The 18,305-nt window shown below is 63.0% G+C and carries 17 protein-coding genes; 6 read left to right on the plus strand and 11 right to left on the minus strand.

Features of this window, described 5'->3' with window-relative positions; genetic code table 11:
- Nucleotides 1-83: 83 nt before the first annotated feature.
- Nucleotides 84-866, plus strand: a complete 783-nt coding sequence (locus BM382_RS04440) for a hypothetical protein (protein WP_072442000.1) — start codon at nt 84-86, stop codon at nt 864-866.
- A gap of 302 nt (nt 867-1,168) precedes the next feature.
- Here the strand turns inward: BM382_RS04440 and BM382_RS04450 are convergent, their stop codons facing one another.
- Entirely contained in the window at nt 1,169-1,756 is a 588-nt protein-coding gene (locus BM382_RS04450) for a TetR/AcrR family transcriptional regulator (RefSeq protein WP_170866299.1), read from the minus strand.
- A 149-nt stretch (nt 1,757-1,905) separates the two neighbouring features.
- Here BM382_RS04450 and BM382_RS04455 point away from each other — a divergent pair, with 149 nt between their 5' ends.
- The 4 genes from BM382_RS04455 (at nt 1,906) to BM382_RS04470 (ending at nt 5,860) form a co-directional block, all read left to right on the plus strand.
- Nucleotides 1,906-3,006, plus strand: coding sequence for an alkene reductase (locus BM382_RS04455; RefSeq protein WP_072442004.1), 1,101 nt, complete (start codon nt 1,906-1,908; stop codon nt 3,004-3,006).
- 54 nt (nt 3,007-3,060) lie between these two features.
- Nucleotides 3,061-3,849: an SDR family NAD(P)-dependent oxidoreductase gene (locus BM382_RS04460; protein WP_011061097.1), complete on the plus strand. Its 789-nt coding sequence runs from the start codon at nt 3,061-3,063 to the stop codon at nt 3,847-3,849.
- Between the two features lie 75 nt (nt 3,850-3,924).
- A complete protein-coding gene (locus BM382_RS04465; RefSeq protein ID WP_072442006.1) occupies nt 3,925-4,803 on the plus strand; it encodes an alpha/beta fold hydrolase in 879 nt (292 codons plus the stop codon).
- Between the two features lie 58 nt (nt 4,804-4,861).
- A complete protein-coding gene (locus tag BM382_RS04470) occupies nt 4,862-5,860 on the plus strand; it encodes an NADP-dependent oxidoreductase (RefSeq protein ID WP_011061095.1) in 999 nt (332 codons plus the stop codon).
- A gap of 192 nt (nt 5,861-6,052) precedes the next feature.
- On the opposite strand, the gene BM382_RS04475 is transcribed toward BM382_RS04470, so the two are convergent.
- From BM382_RS04475 to BM382_RS04510, 7 genes are all read right to left on the minus strand, one after another.
- Nucleotides 6,053-6,442, minus strand: coding sequence for a hypothetical protein (locus BM382_RS04475; protein ID WP_239690386.1), 390 nt, complete (start codon nt 6,440-6,442; stop codon nt 6,053-6,055).
- 454 nt (nt 6,443-6,896) lie between these two features.
- On the minus strand, nt 6,897-7,496 hold the full coding sequence (locus BM382_RS04485; RefSeq protein ID WP_170866300.1) for a LysE family translocator: 600 nt from the start codon (nt 7,494-7,496) through the stop codon (nt 6,897-6,899).
- A 71-nt stretch (nt 7,497-7,567) separates the two neighbouring features.
- The gene (locus BM382_RS04490) at nt 7,568-9,064 is read right to left on the minus strand and encodes an efflux transporter outer membrane subunit (RefSeq protein ID WP_011061091.1); all 1,497 of its coding nucleotides are present in this window, start codon (nt 9,062-9,064) and stop codon (nt 7,568-7,570) included.
- A gap of 11 nt (nt 9,065-9,075) precedes the next feature.
- Nucleotides 9,076-10,194 (minus strand): ABC transporter permease, encoded by a 1,119-nt coding sequence (locus BM382_RS04495; protein ID WP_011061090.1) that lies wholly within the window; start codon nt 10,192-10,194, stop codon nt 9,076-9,078.
- A 4-nt stretch (nt 10,195-10,198) separates the two neighbouring features.
- Nucleotides 10,199-11,347, minus strand: a complete 1,149-nt coding sequence (locus tag BM382_RS04500) for an ABC transporter permease (RefSeq protein WP_019093651.1) — start codon at nt 11,345-11,347, stop codon at nt 10,199-10,201.
- A 3-nt stretch (nt 11,348-11,350) separates the two neighbouring features.
- The gene (locus tag BM382_RS04505; protein ID WP_041117996.1) at nt 11,351-13,120 is read right to left on the minus strand and encodes an ATP-binding cassette domain-containing protein; all 1,770 of its coding nucleotides are present in this window, start codon (nt 13,118-13,120) and stop codon (nt 11,351-11,353) included.
- Nucleotides 13,117-14,130 carry an HlyD family secretion protein gene (locus BM382_RS04510; RefSeq protein ID WP_011061087.1) on the minus strand — a complete coding sequence of 338 codons (1,014 nt, stop codon included), beginning with the start codon at nt 14,128-14,130 and terminating at the stop codon, nt 13,117-13,119. The genes BM382_RS04505 and BM382_RS04510 overlap by 4 nt, the downstream gene beginning before the upstream one ends.
- 111 nt (nt 14,131-14,241) lie before the next feature.
- Here BM382_RS04510 and BM382_RS04515 point away from each other — a divergent pair, with 111 nt between their 5' ends.
- Nucleotides 14,242-14,877, plus strand: coding sequence for a TetR/AcrR family transcriptional regulator (locus BM382_RS04515; protein WP_026020031.1), 636 nt, complete (start codon nt 14,242-14,244; stop codon nt 14,875-14,877).
- Between the two features lie 5 nt (nt 14,878-14,882).
- On the opposite strand, the gene BM382_RS04520 is transcribed toward BM382_RS04515, so the two are convergent.
- Genes BM382_RS04520 through pltE form a run of 3 tightly spaced genes read right to left on the minus strand, consistent with a single transcriptional unit; the run spans nt 14,883 to nt 18,304 of the window.
- Nucleotides 14,883-15,665: a thioesterase II family protein gene (locus tag BM382_RS04520; RefSeq protein WP_011061085.1), complete on the minus strand. Its 783-nt coding sequence runs from the start codon at nt 15,663-15,665 to the stop codon at nt 14,883-14,885.
- Nucleotides 15,666-15,668: 3 nt separating this feature from the next.
- The gene (gene pltF / locus BM382_RS04525) at nt 15,669-17,165 is read right to left on the minus strand and encodes an L-proline--[L-prolyl-carrier protein] ligase (RefSeq protein ID WP_072442010.1); all 1,497 of its coding nucleotides are present in this window, start codon (nt 17,163-17,165) and stop codon (nt 15,669-15,671) included.
- Nucleotides 17,162-18,304: an L-prolyl-[peptidyl-carrier protein] dehydrogenase gene (pltE, locus tag BM382_RS04530; protein ID WP_011061083.1), complete on the minus strand. Its 1,143-nt coding sequence runs from the start codon at nt 18,302-18,304 to the stop codon at nt 17,162-17,164. The genes pltF and pltE overlap by 4 nt, the downstream gene beginning before the upstream one ends.
- Nucleotide 18,305: the final 1 nt, after the last annotated feature.

The following is an 18,305-nucleotide window of genomic DNA, read 5'->3' on the forward strand; positions in this document are numbered from 1 at the left end:
GCGAGAGCACCAGCAGGCTCACGTACGTTCGACCGAGCGTTGCTCATTCGCCTGAACACCCACATGGAGCCGGTAGCCATTCGATGGATATCCAATTTCGCGGTAACGCAATGCCTGGCAACCCCGCCGCTGGCACCTGCGATGAATACAGCCTGAGCGCCATTTCCAGCCTGGATGAGCTGATCGACGCCTACCGCAAGATCGCTGGCGACCACCCGGGTTTCCAGCCCCTTCTCTCGCTGGATGATCTGCCACAGGCCCGCTACACCTCCGGGCATGCCCGCAACAACCTGGGGCTGGACGATGCCTCGGAGCAGGAGATCGCCCTGCTACCTGCAGAGTGCTTCGAACAGGGTGAATACCTGGGCTACCCCACCACCAAGGCCGAGTTCGCGATCTGCTTGCGCAACTTCACTGACCTGGTGGCAGGCAGCTCGTTCGAAGACGCTTGCGCCCACGGTCTGACCCTTGATGAGCCAGCCCTGCGCGAATGGGTGGACTATCAGCAAAACCCTGTATCACTGCTCGACCAGCCCCTCTCGGCACTCCTGGTGCCCGTCGAGCAGTCCTGTCAGGCGCTCGCCGCTTTTCCCAACGGCTACTTCAGTTGCGACCTGGGCCCCGCGCAAAACTTTGCGGTGGCCCGCCATTTCGCCCAGGCCCACGGTTATGAATTGATAGGGGTTGGCGCGTCTTACCTCGGTTTCCTGCGTGCAGCGCCTGCTGACCTTTGCGTCGCCAGCGCGGTGGCGAGCGATTTTTGTGCGCTCTACAACACCCCCGAGGAGGACCGGCAAGCCGTGGTTTCAACGGTTGTCGAGGCTGTTCGCGGTCGCACCCATTTGTGGCTGCGCTACGTGGAATGACGCTCGGAGAAAAGACGATTGAGGTTGGCTGAGCAAGGATCTAGGCATGTCAGACATGTGCGGTATATGTGGTCGAAAACTGGGCCTCAAAGACGATCCGCTTTCGGTCGATTGTGGCGGTGACTGTTGGGGTTGCATTGGCCCCATTGAGGCTGATCTTGGAAATGCCGAATCGTCAGTCAAGGTGAAGGAAGAATTTGACACTGGTGTGCGCCCAGGCAGATCCGAGACACGTTTCAATTCATAATTGACGCCGACGTGCGCTCAACGACCGCAAGCGCACAACCCTGGCATGCCCCCCTTTATGCCGGCTTGCCTTTATCAACCGGCAACGACGCAAACATCTCAGCGCGGCACACCTCAAGAATCTCATCCGCCAGCGCGGAATCATCCGGGCAGGCACGCGACAACATGATCGCACCCACCGCACGGGACAGCAGGTCGATCATTTTCTTTCTACCCTCGCCCGCCAGCGCGTCAGGACGGGTCGGGTATTTGTCCCCCAGGGTTTGCAGGGTGTGCTCGACCCCTTCGGCAAACGTCGCTTTCACCTCATCCGATTGGCGCGCCGCATCGCCACACAACGCGGCCATGGTGCAACCGCTGCCACGTCCGTCGCGATGTTCCCTGGTCACATAGACGTCGATGAAGCCAGGCACATCCAGCGCCTGCACGCCTGCCAGCGACTTGGCAAGGCTGCAGGCCGAGGCCTCGGCCATGAGGTCGGCCTTCGAGCCGAAATGCTTGTAGAAGCCGCCGTGGGTGAAACCGGCCGCCGCCATGAGATCCGACACACCCACACCGTCGAAGCCGCGCTCACGGAACAACTCTGAGGCCGTTTCAACGATGTGCTCTCGATTGGCCTGCGCCTGGGCCTTGCTCACTCTCACGTGCAATACCTCATGTTCATTGGGAAATCATCGGCCCAATCATACATAGATGTCGATCATAATCAAAACCGTTGACAGTTTAGATTTCGATCATCATCCTAATTGCACGCACCACCGACCTCCACTCACGGGCACGGAAGAGACACCAGATGACCGATCAGAATCTGTTCACCCCTTACACCCTTGGCGCCCTCACGCTGGCGAACCGCATCGTCCTCGCGCCACTGACCCGCAACCGCGCGGGCGCAGGCTTTGTTCCCAGCGAATTCGCCGCCACCTATTACAGCCAACGCGCTAGCGCAGGCTTGCTGATCAGCGAAGCCACGCAGATTTCCCAACAGGGCCAGGGCTATCAGGACACCCCCGGGATCTACACCCAGGCGCAGATTGATGGCTGGCGCACGGTGACCGACGCGGTCCACGCCCAGGGCGCAAAGATCTTTGTGCAACTGTGGCATGTCGGCCGCGTGTCCCACGTTGATCTGCAAGAAAACGGCGCCGCCCCCGTGGCCCCTTCCGCGCTGCGTGCGGCCACCAAGGTGTTCGTCAATAACCGCTTTGAAGACGCCTGCGAGCCCCGCGCACTGGACATCAACGAACTGCCGGGGATCGTCGCCGATTTCCGCCAGGCCGCGGCAAACGCTATCGCTGCCGGGTTCGATGGCGTGGAAATTCACGGCGCGAACGGCTATCTGCTGGATCAGTTCCTCAAGGACAGCGCCAACGTACGCACCGATGCTTACGGCGGCTCGATTGAAAATCGTGCGCGTCTGTTGCTCGAAGTCACCGCTGCCGTGGTCAATGAAATCGGCGCGGATCGCACCGGGGTGCGCTTGTCGCCGGTGTCGCCGGCCAACGGTGTCTCCAGCAGCAATCCGCAGGCGCAATTCAATTACGTCGTCGATCAACTCGACGCCCTCGGCGTCGTTTACCTGCACATGGTCGAAGGCGCGACCGGTGGCCCGCGTGACGTGGCGCCATTGGATTTCGCCGCCCTGCGCCAGCGCTTCAAAAACACCTACATCGCCAACAACGGCTATGACCTGGAGCTGGCGACCTCGCGGCTCGCCGAAGACCATGCCGATCTGATCGCCTTCGGTCGCCCGTTCATCGGCAACCCGGATCTGGTGGAGCGTCTCAAGACCGGCGCCGCCTTGTCCGCATTCAATCCCGCAACCCTCTACGGCGGCGGCGCGGCAGGCTACATCGACTACCCGACGCTGGTTGAATCGAGCGCCAGCGCAAGCTGAGCAAGCAGAAACCGGGCTGTCCGTTTTCACCCATTCTGAAAGAGAGATGATCCCATGAACACTCGCCCTACCGTTCTCATCACTGGCGCCTCCACTGGCATCGGAGCCATCTACGCCGAGCGCTTCGCGCAACGTGGCCATGATCTGGTCCTGGTTGCCCGCGACCGAGCACGCCTGGACGCACTTGCAGCCCGACTGCGCGGCGAACACGGGGTCGCCGTCGAGGTGATGAAAGCGGATTTGACCCAACTCAGCGATCTGACAACCGTTGAAAGCCGCCTGCGCGACGACGCCCGTATCGGCATCCTCATCAATAACGCCGGCGCCGCGCTGTCCGGCAACTTCATCGAGCAAAGCACCGACAGCGTTGCGCAACTGGTTGCCCTCAACACCACGGCACTGGTGCGGCTGGCCAGTGCCATTGCCCCGCGCCTGGCCAAAGCCGGTGACGGCGCGATCATCAACATCGGTTCGGTGGTGGGCCTGGCGCCGGAGTTCGGCATGACGGTCTATGGTGCAACCAAGGCTTTCGTGCTGTTCCTGTCCCAGGGCCTGAGCCTGGAACTGTCGCCCCGGGGCGTGTACGTGCAGGCCGTGCTGCCGGCCGCCACCCGCACGGAAATCTGGGACCGCTCCGGCGTCGACATCAATACCCTGGACGAAATCATGGAAGTGGGCGATCTGGTGGATGCCGCACTGGTCGGTTTCGATCGGCGCGAACCGGTGACCATCCCGCCACTGCAACAGGCTGAACCCTGGGATGACCTGCAGAGTGCACGTCAGGGCCTGCTGGGGCACATCCGTCAATCCGAGGTTGCCCAGCGTTACCAGACCCAAGAGTGATCTTCAGGTAGCGAGCATTCGCGGCGGATTCGCGGCAGGCACTGCGACGAATCCGGTCCGCTGTTCGGAGTAGCAATGAATCCAACGCAGACAACCTTCCCCCCGGCTTTGCAGACGTCGTTCATCAACGCGGCGAACCAGTCGATCATGGTCAGGGGCATTCCCTTCGCCTATCGCGATACCGGTCCCGCGGGCGGCGTGCCCCTGGTGCTGTTTAACCACTGGGGCGCGGTGCTGGACCACTTCGACCCGGCAATAATCGATGGGCTGGCACAGACCCGGCGAGTCATCACCACCGACTATCGCGGCATCGGCGGCTCGGGTGGAACCGCCCCCCTGACGGTCGGCGACATGGCGCAAGACGCCATTGAGCTGATACAGGCCCTGGGGTTCAAGAGCGTCGATATCCTGGGCTTCTCACTCGGCGGCTTCGTCGCTCAGGACATCGCCCTGCAAGCCCCCCAATTGGTGCACCGCTTGATTCTCACCGGCACCGGACCGGCCGGCGGCATCGGTATCGACAAGGTCGGCTCGGTGACCTGGCCCTTGATGCTCAAAGGCTTGCTGACCTTGCGCGATCCCAAGTACTACCTGTTCTTTACCTCGACGCCCAATGGTCGTCGAGCCGCCTCGGAATATCTGCAACGCCTGAAAGCCCGCAGCAAGCATCGCGACAAGGGCCCAACGCCCGGCGCTTTCCTGCGCCAGCTGCAAGCCATCACCGCGTGGGGCAGACAGGCGCCGCAGGATCTCGGGCGCTTGCGGGCGCCGACGCTGATCGTCAATGGCGACAACGACATCATGGTTCCCAGCGCCAACTCCCATGCCCTGGCCAAGCGTGTCCCCAACGCACAACTGGTGATGTATGAGGACGCCGGGCACGGCGGCATTTTCCAGTACCACGCGGACTTCGTGGCCAAGGTCCGGGCGTTCCTTGACGACAGAGCCCCATGACAGCAACCCCACCCAAGCACCGCCCACACCTATTCCAACCGACAAGAGCCGCACCACGATGAAAGCCTTTCTAATTGATCGCTATGGCAAGAACAGTGGGCGCATGGGCGAAGCGCCCACGCCCACGCTGGGTGCCCACGACGTGTTGATCGAGGTCCACGCCAGCAGCGTCAACGTGCTGGACTCGAAGATCCGCAACGGCGAATTCAAGCTGATCCTGCCCTATGCATTGCCGCTGGTACTGGGCAACGACCTGGCGGGCGTCGTGGTTGAGGTTGGCCCCCAAGTGCAACGCTTCAAGCCGGGAGACGAAGTCTACGCGCGCCCGCCTGAAACACGGATCGGGACGTTCGCCCAGTGGATCGCCGTGAACGAAAACGCAATCGCCCTGAAACCTGCCAACACCACCATGACCGAGGCCGCGTCGATCCCCTTGGTCGCACTCACCGCCTGGCAAGTGCTGGTGGAAACCGCCCAACTGAAAAAGGGCCAGAAAGTGCTGATCCACGCAGGCGCAGGCGGTGTCGGCACCCTTGCCATCCAGCTGGCCAAACACCTCGGCGCTTTCGTCGCGACCACCACCAGCACGGCGAATGTCGAATGGGTCAAAGCCCTGGGCGCCGATCAGGTGATCGACTACAAGCAGCAGAACTTCGAAAGCCTCTTGCATGGCTACGACCTGGTGTTGAACAGCCTGGGCAGCGACGTACTGGAAAAGTCCCTCAAGGTCCTCAAGCCCGGCGGACAGCTGATTTCCATCTCCGGGCCACCCACGGTGCAATTCGCCCAGGAGCAAGGGCTGGCCTGGCCGTTGCAGCAGGTCATGCGCCTCTTGAGCTTCGGTATCCGGCGCAAGGCGCGCCAGCGGGACGTCCGCTACGCCTTTGTGTTCATGCGGGCCGATGGCGCCCAGCTGCAACAGATCACCGCGCTGATCGAGGCCGGAATCATCAAGCCTGTGGTTGACCGCAGCTTCAGTTTCGAATCGACGGCAGAGGCCTTGCAGTACGTCGAGCAGGGACGAACCAAGGGCAAGGTGGTGGTCAGGATCAAATGACCCCATCGCCTACCGATGACCCGACTGAATCGACGACAACCCCTGAACCCGACGAGGCAACGCCAGCGCAGGCGCCGGACAAACCTGCACCGCAAGTGCCGGCGGATGCTGTTGCGCCGCCACAGATCCTTTGGCACCGCTTGATGCTGGAGCCGTAGGTCCGTCGGCTTTTCTGGCGACAACCCAGGCCGGCTAAACCTCGGCCGACGCCCCCTCATCGGCTTCGCGCAGAATCCGTTCAAGCGCCGGCCGCGTCCACTTTTCCCAAGGCAACTCATCCTGCCCATCCCCCGGGTGACGATACTCTCCCGCATCAAACGCGAGGTAGATGGAATAGGCCGGCTCGGGCATGTCAGCGTTCAAGGACACATCAACAATGTCACTGAACAAGGTATTCATGACCGCATCACCGTAATGAAAGTCGCGCTGCCCCTCGATAAAGAGCCGGGCCACCGCCATGGCGACTTGATTGAAAAGAGCGCACCGGTCTATCTGCATCCCGTCATACAGAAGATCCAGGTCATGGCAGGAGTCGCTTTCGATCGATTCCAGCACCTTGTGAAGCTCCGCTTCACTCAACATCCTCTGCATCCACTGGCCCACCGTTTGTCCGGGAGGCGCAGATTAACATCCGCCAAACGCCCTGTTCATCGGATCAAGGCCACCGCTCAGCGCCCGCGGGTACGCGCCTGCCCAAAAACCGCCCCACTGGCGAGCAAAATCCCGGATGATGGGGATTGGCGCGTCCTACCTCTGCTTCCTGCGTGCAGCGCCTGCCGACCTTTGCGTCGCCAGCGCGGTGGCGAGCGATTTTTGTGCGCTCTACAACACTCCCGAGGAAAACCGGCCAGCCATGGTTTCAACGGTTGTCGAGGCTGTTCGCGGTCGCACCCATTTGTGGCTGCGCTACGTGGAATGAGCCCCCCCGGGTGTTGGCGACAACAGAGCGGTGCTGGAACACGGGGGTACAAGGGCCTCTCTCAACAGCGCCATTGCCCTAGCCTCACCTGGGCGCTGAATGCCGCGGCAAAAACACCTACACCGCACGAACCACGGTGTAAGTGAGGGTGGCGGAAAACAGCGCCAGAACGACGGCGGTGCCCCGGGAAAACAGCGGTCCAGAAACCCGCCCCAGGTATTGGGCTCGAATGCCCGCCCCCAGCGAGACCCAGAGCAAGGCTATTGGCGCCAGTGCCAGGAAGAAAGCGCTCAATGACGGCAGGAAATCCCCCAGGCTGGCGAATGAGGTGGCCGGGAAGATCACACTGGCGAAGATCAGCCCCTTGGGGTTGAGCAAGGTCGCAATCAACAGGTGCCGTGGCCAGCTCTCAAAGCGCTCGGTGTGCTGGGCTCCGGTGGTGGAGGTCTTCCAGGTCTTCAAGGCCAGCGCCGCGATGTACAAGGCGCACAGCAGCTTGATCAGGTGGATCAGCCACGGGTAGTCGTGGGACAGCAGCACAAGCCCCCAGCCCCAGGTGCAGATCGAAACGGTGTAGCCGAGCATTTCGATCAACACCAGTGGCAGCGAGCGCAACACGCCGAACTTGAAGCCCGAGGCCAGCAGCAAGGTGTTTGAGGGCCCCGGCACTACCAGTATCAGGGACGAAAAAAGCGCGATCTTGTAGAGGTCATCCATTTGCATGGCTTCCTATTCCGTTAGGAAAGTGGGTCTGGGGGGAGTGCTGCCAGAGGCAGCGTTTCAGGGGCTCAGGTGGAATGCCCACCCATGGATTTGTAAATGCTGATCAGGTGAGTACGCAGTTGACTGTCGCTATTGACCAGGTCGCGCTGCGCCTCCAGCACGGTGCGCTGCGCTTCCAGTTCCTCCAGGTAGCTGGCCTCCCCGGCCGCGTACCGGACGCGGGTCCACTCATAGGTGCGGGCCTTGCTGTCATAGCTGTCCTTGAGGTGCGCGGCACGCTGGTATTCGTTGTGGTAGCGGCTCATCGCATCGTCCACTTCCTGCCAGGCTGCCAGTACGGTCCGGTGAAATGCCACGGCCGCCTCTTGCTGTTCGAGTGTGCGCAGGACCACGGTCTTGCTGCGCCGCCCACGGTCGAACAGCGGCAGGTCCAGGCGCGGCCCTACCGACCAGGTGCGGCTGCTCCAGTCGGCAAACTGGCCGCTCTTGTAGGATTCGAAGCCGAAGTCGGCCCCCAGCATCACGCTCGGGTACAGTTCGGCCTCGGCCACTCCGATGCCCGCCGTCGCCCGATGCAAGCGGGCCTGGGCCGCGCGGATGTCCGGACGCTCCCGGGCCAGGTCGCCAGGCAGGCCCAACTGCAGGTTGGGCAGCGGGCGGCTCAAGGCATTATCAGGCCGCTCCGCGAGCAAGGTTTCCAGGGCTCCGGGATGCTCCCCCAGCAACAGCGCAATACGGTTGCCCGCCTGGGTGTGCAGCGCCTTCCAACCCGGTATCTGTGCATGCAGCGAGGCCAGCCGTGCCTCTTGGCGTTCCACCGCGAACCCGTCTTCCTCGCCCTCCCGGGCCTGGACGGCAACCACTTGCAGGTGCGCGGCCAGGATCTGTGCCTCCTGCTCCAGAAGACGGGTCTGGCGCTGTGCGGTACGCACTTCGAAGTAGTTTCGCGCCAGCTCGCTGGAGACACTGAGCAACACGTCGTCCAGGGTCGCGGCCGCACCATCGACCTCGGCCTGGGCGGCTTCACCCAGGCGTGACACCCGCCCCCAGAGATCCAGCTCCCATGAAACGTCGAACCCGGCCTGGTACAGGCTATAAGGGTCGGTAAGCACCTTTTCCAGGGCATCACTGTCGCTGCCCAAGGCTTCAAGCATTCGATTGTTCGGCGCATACCGGCTTTGCCGGTTTCGCGAAGCCGCCGCGGAAAAGGACACTTCGGGCGTTTCCAGGGAAGCGACTATCTGGCGTTGCAACCGCACCTGGGCAAACCGCAGCAAGGCCGTGTGCAGGTCCGGGCTGCCTTCGCGCACCTGGGCCTGCAGCTGGTCCAGCACCGGGTCGCCAAACACCTGCCACCAGTTGCCGTCTGCGGTTTGCGAGGTGGTCGCCGGGGCTTTGCCCGGCACCGAAGACGCTGGCGGGCCACTGTGCCAATCCGTCCAGCGTTCCGGGCTGGTAACTGCCGGCGCCTTGAAATCGGGCCCGACGGTGCAGGCGGTGATGGCCAGCAGCATGGCCAGCGTCAGCCCATTACGCAGGTATCCAGAGTGAGTAGTTTTCATGACGTTCCTTATCACACCAATCGATTGCGAAACAGCCACGCAGCCAGCGGCAGGGTCACCAGCGCAACGGCAAGCATGGGCACCAGGTTCCAGGACACATCCGCCAGCGTTGCCCCCTCCAGGTAGATCCTCCTGACCAGGTCGATGGCAAAGCGCAGCGGATCGAGATAGGTCAGCAGTTGCAGGGCCTCGGGCATGCTGTGCACCGGGGTGATCAGGCCGGAGAGCAGGATCAGCGGCATCATCAGCACGAAGGTGTACACCATGGCCTGCTGCATGTTGGCCGACAGCGCCGAGATCGACAGCCCGATGCCCACGCAGGCGCTGGTGAAGACGAACAGCCCCAGGTACAGGTCCAGCACGGAGCCGATCATGGGGATCTTGAACCAGAACAGGCCGATGAGGAGGATCAGGCTGGACTGCAAGAGGCCGATCAGTACCGACGGCAGGGCCTTGCCCAGCAGGATCACGAAAGGCGTCAGCGGAGTCACCAGCAGTTGGTCGAAGGTGCCCTGCTCGCGCTCCCTGGCTACCGACAACGCCGCCAGCATCAGGGTCTGGATCATGCTCAGCGCGGCGATCAGGCCCGGCACTATGTTCCAGCGGGTTTGCAGGTTGGGGTTGAACCAGGCACGGGTCTCCAGGCGTACCGGCGCGTTGTCCACCGCCAGGAACTGCTGGTTGAAGTCAGCCACCAGGTTGGCGATATGCCCGGCCGCCATTCCCGCGGTCGTCGAGTTGCGCCCATCCAGGATCAACTGCAAGCCGGCGTTTTCATGCCGGCTCAGGCGCTCGTCGAAGTCTGCGGCGATATGCAGCACCAGCAAGGCACTGCCCCGGTCGATCACCGGGGCGATCTCATCGACGCTGGTCAGGGTCGACACTCGGGCAAATACCCCGGAGGCATCGAAGCGTGCCAAAAGCTCTGTCGAAGCGCGCCCCTGGCTCTGATCCAGCACGGCATAGGGCACGTAGTTCAGGTCGTAGGTGGCGCCGTAGCCAAACAGCAATGACTGGACGATCGCCGGGGCAATCAGGATCACCCGGTTGGCCGGGTCCTTGACGATGGCCAGGAACTCCTTCTGAAACAGGAACAGCAACTCGCGTAGGAAATTCATCAGCTTGTCCATGGCTTCAATCCAGCTTCTTGCGGGTGCACAGGCGTGCAGCGTTCAACAGGAACACGGCGTAGGCCGCGAGGATTGCGAGGTTCTTGGCGATCAATGGCCAGTTGTTGCCAGCCAGGAACAGGGTCTTGACCAGTTCCATGAAGTAAGTCGCCGGCAGGATCGAGCCCACCACGCGGATGAACGTCGGCACATTGCGCAGATCGAAGAGGAACCCCGAGAGCATCAGCGCCGGCAGGAAGCTGAAGATGATCGCGATCTGGCTGGCCAGGAACTGGTTGCGTGTCTTCGCCGAAATCAGCAGGCCAATGCCCAGGGTGACCAGCAGGTAGAGCATGGAGCTCAGCAGCAGGAGCACCAGCGAACCCTGGATCGGTACCTCGAACAGCAACCGCGCCGAAACCAGGCACATCACCAGGCCCAGCAGGCCCACCAGGAAATAGGGAATGATCTTGGCCAGGAGTATTTCGATCGACCTGACCGGGGTGACGAACAGTGATTCGAGCGTGCCCCGCTCCCACTCCCGGGCCAGTACCAGAGAGGTCAGGAAGGCACCCACCAGGGTCATGATCAGGGCGATGAGCCCGGGCACCAGGTACCAGGTACTGCTGTTGGCGGCGTTGAACCACATGCGTTCGACGACCAGCACCCGACCGGCCGACTGGGGCTGCCGGGAGCGGTCGAACTGCTGCTGTTGCCATACATTCAGCGCGCCCCTGACATAGCGTCCAAGGGTCGCCGCGCTGTTGGCATCGGCGCCATGCAGGAGCAATTGCAAGCGCGCATCCTGCTGTTCGAGGCGCCTGGAAAAATCCGCCGGCACGCGCACGATGCCGTCGACCCGACGCTTGTCCATCAGCGCTTGGGCCTCGGCCATGCTGGTCACCTGGACCACCGAGAAGTAGTCCGAACTCGCAAGCTTCGCCACCACGCTGCGGGCGCTGGGGGAGCTGTCTTCCAGGACCACGGCCAGCGGCGTGTTGCGAATGTCCAGGGACAGGCCGTAGCCAAATATCAGGATCAGTACGATGGGCAGGACAATGCCTATCGCCAGGTTGCTCTTGTCACGCATCAATTGGCGCAACTCCTTTCGGGTGAGCGCAATGAGCCTGCGCCTGAACCCTGAGGCGGATCGATTGGAGTCAGTCATGGTCATTCCTCACTGCACCGGGGCGCTGGCCTGGGCCCGAGCACGCTCGACCACGGCAATGAAGGCGCTGTTCATGTCGGCAAGCGACTCGCTGCCCTGGTGGCGTACCTGTTCCGGAGTGCCCAGGGCCAGCAGCCGTCCGGCATCCTGGATGACGATACGGTCGCAGTACTCGGCCTCTTCCATGAAGTGGGTGGTGATCACGATCGTCGTGCCGCTTTGCGCCAGGGCGGTGATACGGCGCCAGAACGCCCGGCGGGCCAAGGGGTCGATACCGCTGGTGGGTTCGTCGAGAAACAGGATCTGTGGCTCGTGCAGCAGCGCGACCGCCATGGCCAGGCGCTGCTTGTAGCCACCGGGCAGCTCGCCGCTGCGCAGGTGCTTGTGTTCGTCGAGGTCGAACTGTTCGAGCATCAACGCCACCCGCGCTTTCAGCTTCGCGCCGTGCAGGCCATAGGCGCCGCCGAAGAAGCGCAGGTTCTCCAGGGCCGACAGGTTCGCGTACAGGGCGAACTTCTGCGAGACGTAGCCGATCTTGCGCCGCGCCGCCGCCCGTGCGGTGCGCAGGTTAACGCCGGCTACCTCAAGGTGCCCGCTGGAGGCGGGAAGCAAACCGCAAAGCATGCGAAACGTGGTGGTCTTGCCGGCTCCGTTGGGGCCCAGCAAGCCGAATATCTCGCCCTTCAACACCTCGAACGAGGTGCTGGCAACCGCGGTGAAGTCCCCGAACTTGCGCACCAGGTCGCGGACCTCGATGACCACCGCACGCCCAGAGGCAGCGTCGCCCTGGCCGTCGCTGGCGGGCGCCTGCGCCGGCTCGTCCAGGCTTGCAACACTGCCAACCTGTTGCCGGAGCAACACCATGAAGCCATCTTCGAGGCGGGCCTCCAGCGCCTGGGGAGAGGCCTGGCCAGCCAGGGATGGAATGGCCTGCAGAGGCACCTGGGCGCTGCGGATAAAGCGAACCATGCCGCCTTCGGGCACGGCATCGATGATGTGTTCATTGTCGTCAAGCAAGCGCGCCTGCAACAGCCTGGCCGGGGTGCCGGCCTCGGGGCCGACGCCATAGCACAGGCCCTGCGCCAGATGGCACAACTGCGCCGGTGGCCCCTGGGCGATCAGCCGCCCCTGGTACAGCACAAAGACCTGGGCGCAACGCTGGGCCTCGTCCATGTAGGCAGTGCTGATCAGCACCGTGAGGTTTTCCTGCTCGATCAGTTGTTCGATGATGCTCCACAGTTCCCGCCGCGACAGCGGATCCACCCCCACGGTGGGCTCGTCCAGCAGCAACAGTTGCGGTGAACGGACCAGGGTACAGGCCAGCCCCAGTTTCTGTTTCATGCCGCCGGAAAGCTGTCCGGCCAGCCGGTCGCGAAAACGCGTCAGGTCCATCATCTGCAGCAACCGGGAAAAGCGCTCCTCGCGCTGCTGGGCGCGCACGCCATGCAGGTCGGCGTAGAGTTCGAGGTTTTCCTGGATCGTCAGGTCTTCGTACAGGCCGAACTTCTGCGGCATGTAGCTGATGAGGTCCTGCACCTGCTGCGGATCTGCGGCGACGTCCAGCCCCAGCACCTTCAACAGCCCTTCGTCGGCCTTGAGCAAGCCGGCAATCATCCGCAACAGGGTGGTTTTTCCGGCCCCGTCCGGCCCCACCAGGGCACTCAACTTGCCACTGGGCACCTCCAGAGAAACCTGCTCCAGAGCCAACTGTTCTCGCGTTCCACTGCGAAAGCGCTTGACCAGTTCAACAGCCTGAACCGTTACCGCTGGCGCACTCATGGCGTGGCCCCGGCCACCGGTGCCTGGTCAAGGTAGACGGTCGCCGGCATACCGAGCCGCAGGCGATCGTCAGGGTCCTTGACCAGCACCCGGATCTCGTAGACCAGGCTGGTGCGCAGGTCTTCCGTTTCCACCGACTTGGGGGTGAATTCGGCAACCGAGGAGATGTAGCCGACTTTGCCGTCGATGGCCTGGTCAGGAAAGCTGTCGGTGTAGACCCGCGCCATCTGGTCCGCACGTATGTGGCCCAACTGGCGTTCGTTGACATAGGCCCGTACCCACTTGGGGTCGGTCAGGGCCAGGGCAAACACCGGGCGCTGCGGCGAGGCCATATCCCCCGGCTCCAGCAGGCGCGTGCGGATCCGGGCCTGGGTCGGCGCCTTGAGCTGAGCGCGCGCCAGGTAATGTTCCAGCAGGTCCAGGTCGGCCCTGGAGGCTTGCAGGTCGGCCGTGGCCTGGGCGATGTCTTCATTGCGTGGGCCGATCTTGGCCAGGGTCCAGGATTCGCGCTGCTCCTGCGACTGGGCCTTGGCCACTTGCAAGCGGGCGGCTGCCTGGTCCAGGCGTTGCTGGCTGACGCCCTTGCCCTGGGTGTCGTCGGCGATCCTGCGCAGGCGCTGCATGTGCAGTTGAGCCAGCTGCATTTGCGCCTGGGCGGCATCAAAACGTGCCTTGGACTGCTCGACCTCTTGAGGCCGTGTGCCATTTTTCAAGCGCAGCAGCGCCTGTTCCTGGGCGCCGATCCTGGCCTTGGAGCGATTTATTTCCAGGCGTAGTGTGCGTGTGTCGAGTTCCGCCAGGACCTGGCCTGGCTGCACCAGGTCGCCCTCTTCGGCATACAGCGCGGCGATTCGCTCACTGCCGTCGAACGCCAGGGACACCTGGCGAATGTCGACGTTGCCATGGAGCTTGAGGTGGTCGTTCTGCTTCTCGGGGCGAAGGAGAAACCAGGAAACACCCGCTGTGGCCACCAGCAGTACGGCAACCCCTACAATCAACTGCTTCTTCATCCATGAGTCCTTTGTTTGCCAAGGCCTAATTAAAATTCAATTTGAATTTAAATTAGAAAATAACAGATACTGGCCATGAAGCAACCCCCCGCTCAGACCACGAGGAACATCATGAACACGCGACGCAGAACCAGCAGAAGCGACGGCGAACACACTAAAATCCGCATTCTCGAAGTGGCTGCCCGCCTGTTTGCCCAGCATGGCTATGCCAACACCGCGAGCAAGCTCATCTGTGAAGAAGCCGGCGCCGACCTCGCCGCCATCAACTACCACTTCGGTAGCCGGGAAGCCCTGTACAAAGCGGTGCTGATCGAGGGACACAAGCAGCTGGTGAGCTTCGAAGCCCTGTCGCAGCTGGCGCAAAGCGAAGAGCCGGCGCTGATCAAGCTCGATAGCTTCATCGATGCCATCGTCACCCGGGTGCTCGATGAGCAGAGCTGGCAAAGCAAAGTCTGTGCACGGGAAATACTGGCGCCCACTGTCCATTTCACCAGCCTTGTGCAAGAAGAAGTGATGCCCAAATTCCGTCTGCTGGAAGCGCTCATCAGCGAGATCACCGGATTTCCGATCGGTGACCCGGCGCTGGCGCGTTGCACCATCAGCATCATCGCGCCCTGCCTGATGCTGGCGGTGATAGATCGCCAGCAGCCCAGCCCGCTGCAAGCCGTCCTGCAACACGACGCCAACGCCCTGAAAGCCCACTTCAAGCTGTTCGCCAGGTCCGGCCTCGCGGCCATTGCCCAATAGTCGGCTCACACCGCCAGACTGCCAGGCTGATTGTGCAGGGCGCTGCCCAGCACTGTTTTGACCCGCGACATGACCTGGGCGTCGAGAAAGAAATGGCCACCGGCAAACACGAACTGCTCGAAGCCGCCCAGGGTGTAGCGCCGCCACTGCTGCATCTGCGCAGGCGGCGCAATCAGGTCCTGGGCGCCGCTCAGGCAGATCATGCGGGTGTCCAGCGGCTGCGGCTGGGCGCCGGCGTAGGAGTAGACCATCTGTATGTCGGCCTGAATGATGGGCAGGTACATCTGCATCAGGTCCTCCTCGGCCAGCACCACCGCCGGCACGCCCCCCATGGCCTGCAGCGCGGCGATGGCCTGCTCTGCCGGCAGCTGGTGCAGCGGTGCTACCCGTTGCCGCACATGGGGCGCAACCATGCCCGAGAGCATCAGTTGCTGCGGCATCGGCAACCGCCGCTCCTGCAGCACACCGGCGACCGCAAAGGCCAGCAAGGCGCCCATGCTGTGGCCGAAGAAACAGCAGGGGATGTCATCGCCAAACTGCTCCAGGCAGTCGGCCACGTCATTGGCCGCCGCCTGCATGTCGCTGTAGCAGGCCTCCTGGCTGCGACCCTCGCGGCCCGGCAACTGCAAGGCATACAGGTCGACCTGGTCGTACAGGGGCAGGAACCAGCGATGAAAGACCGAGGCCCCGCTCCCGGCATAGGGAAAGGTGAACAGGCGCATCTTGCCCCGAGGCCGGCTGGCATAGGGAAACCAGGCGTCCTTGGCCACGCGTGATGGAGTTCCCATGGGTCAGCCCTCCACCTGCCTGGCCAGGGCGAAGCGATCGACCTTGCCATTGGCGTTGCGTGGCAGTGCGTCCAGGCACAGCACCTTGTCGATGATCATGTAGCGAGGCAGGCGCTGGGCGCAGTGGCGCTTGAGGTCGATCAGCGAAAGAGCGTCCCGGGTGTGAGCGACCAGCACGCCCCACAACTGCGCGTTCATCCCCTCCCCGACCACCAGCACGGCGGCCTCGCTGACCTGGGGATGGGCCAGCAGCGCGGCTTCGACTTCCCCGCGCTCGATCCGGTTGCCACGCACCTTGAGCATGTCGTCACGACGCCCCAGGTATTCGTAGTTGCCGTCAGGCCGCTGCCTGACCATATCGCCGGTCTTGTAGGGCCCCTCCTGAGCCGGCTTGGCGAAATAGCCCAGCATGACCGTAGGCCCCTGCACCACCAGCTCACCTTCTTCATCCACTGCACAGCGGCTGCCATCAGGCTTTTGCGCCCACACCTGGTTGCCGGAGGCGGCCGTGCCGATGGGCACCGGGAGCACGCGCTCGGGATCGATGGCGCCGACCTCGAATGCGGTGCACACATTGGTTTCCGTGGGGCCGAAGAGATTGGCCAGACGCACATCGGCATAGGCCGCGCGCAGGTCACGCAGGTGCTTGATCGGAAAAGGCTCGCCGGCGAACAACAGTACCCGCAGGGTGTCCTGGATATCGCTGAGCAAGTCGCCGTCTTGCATCATCATCATGAGTACCGAGGGCACCGAGTACCAGATGCTGATTTCGTGCTGGCGGATGAAGTCGGTCAGCAGCCGCGGCGAGAACGCGATCGACTCGGGAACCAGGCACACCGTCGCGCCCACATTGAGCGCGCAGTAGATGTCCAGGACCGACAGGTCGAAATGCAGGGGGGCATGGTTGGCGAAACGCTCGCCAGGCTGGAAGCAATAGCGCTCGCACGCCCAGTCGACGAAGGCCAGGGCATTGGCGTGGCTGAGCGCAACCCCTTTGGGCACGCCGGTGGACCCGGAGGTGTAGAGGATGTAGGCCAGATCGTCCGGCTGAATGGCCAGCGTCGGCACTACGCTGGAGCCGGTATCGATGTTGCGCCAGTAGCCGGCGCTGGCCGGGTCGTCCAGGACCACGCTGCGCACCTGGGCAAGCGCGGAGCCGGCGAGTTCTTCCTGGCGTGCCGCGGTGCAGAGGACCAGCACGGCCTGGGAATCCCCGGCGATCTTTTCCAGGCGCGACACCGGGCTCAGAGGGTCCACCGGCACATACACCACCCCCAGCCGCAGGGCCGCCTGCATGACCGCCACCAGGTCCACCGACTTGTGCGCCCAGAGCAGTATCCGCTGCCCCTGGCCGACCCCCAGGGCACAGAGCATTGCCACGAATTCCCGGGTCCTGAGCTCCAGCGCCTCGTAGCTCAAGGCATCCTGCTCATCCACCACCGCCGTCTGCCGCGGGTAGCGGGCAAGGCTGTGCATCATCCGTTCATGGAGCAGTTTCATAGCTTCAGCTCCCGGGCAATGATCTCGTGCTGCATGTCGCTGGTGCCGGAAAAGATCGTAGTGCCGATGGAATCGCGCAGCATCGCCTCGATCCCGAAAGACTCCAGGCAGCCCCGGCCGCCGAAAATCCTCACCGCATCGATGCTCGATGCCAGCGCCCCTTCACTGATGGCCAGTTTCGACAGGGCAATGTTGAGCTGCCCCGGATCGCCCTGGTCCATGCCCCAGCACGCCCGGAACAGCAGCAACCGCGCCGACTCCAGGCGCAGCTTCATTTGCGCGATACGGTGCGAAACCGCCTGGTTGTCGCCAATCGGCTTGCCAAACTGGCGCCGGGTGCGCGCATGCTCGATGGTCTGTTCCAGTTGCCGCTCCATCATCCCCAGGAACGCTGCGAACAGGCAGGCACGCTCCCAGCCCATGGAGCTCTGGAACACCTGCCGGCCCTGCCCCTCCTCACCCAGGCGGTTGACCTCAGGAACCCTGCAATCGTCAAAGAACACTTCACCCGCGGGGCAGCTTCTCAGGCATACCTTGTCCAGGGGCTCACTGACCCTGAGCCCCGCACTGCTGCGGTGGACGATAAAACCGCTGACCCCCAGGGCACCGTACTCGGGCTGGGTGGTGGCATAGGTCACGAAGATGTCGGCAATCGGCGCATTGCCGGCAAAGCTCTTGTGGCCGTCAAGGCGATAACTGCCATCGGCCTGGGGCCAGGCACGGCTCTTCAAATTGCTGGAGTCGGAGCCGGCCTCGGGTTCGGTGATCGCGTTGGAGCCGATGAATTCACCGCTGGCGAGTTTGGGCAACACATCGCGTTTGGTTTCCGCTGTTGCGAACTCGACGATCGGCATCGCACAGGCAAACTGGTGGGCCGCCGCCGCGAACACCAGGCCCATGTCTGTGCAACCCAGGCCAAAGGCGTGCATGGCAATGGCCGTCGACAGTGCACCCAGGCCCTGGCCACCGTATTCCCGGGGAATCGACAGCCCCAGCAATCCGGCCTCGCCGCAGATCGCCCATTGCCGGGCGGTGAAATACCGCGAGTGTTCATTGCCACAGGCCGCCAGTTGCTCGGCACACACCTGGGCGATCATGGCCGCATGTTTTTTCTGGGTATCGTCGTAGTTGAAGTCCATT

It is taken from the genome of Pseudomonas sp. NFPP25 (assembly GCF_900116505.1).
GTDB classification, from domain to species: domain Bacteria; phylum Pseudomonadota; class Gammaproteobacteria; order Pseudomonadales; family Pseudomonadaceae; genus Aquipseudomonas; species Aquipseudomonas protegens.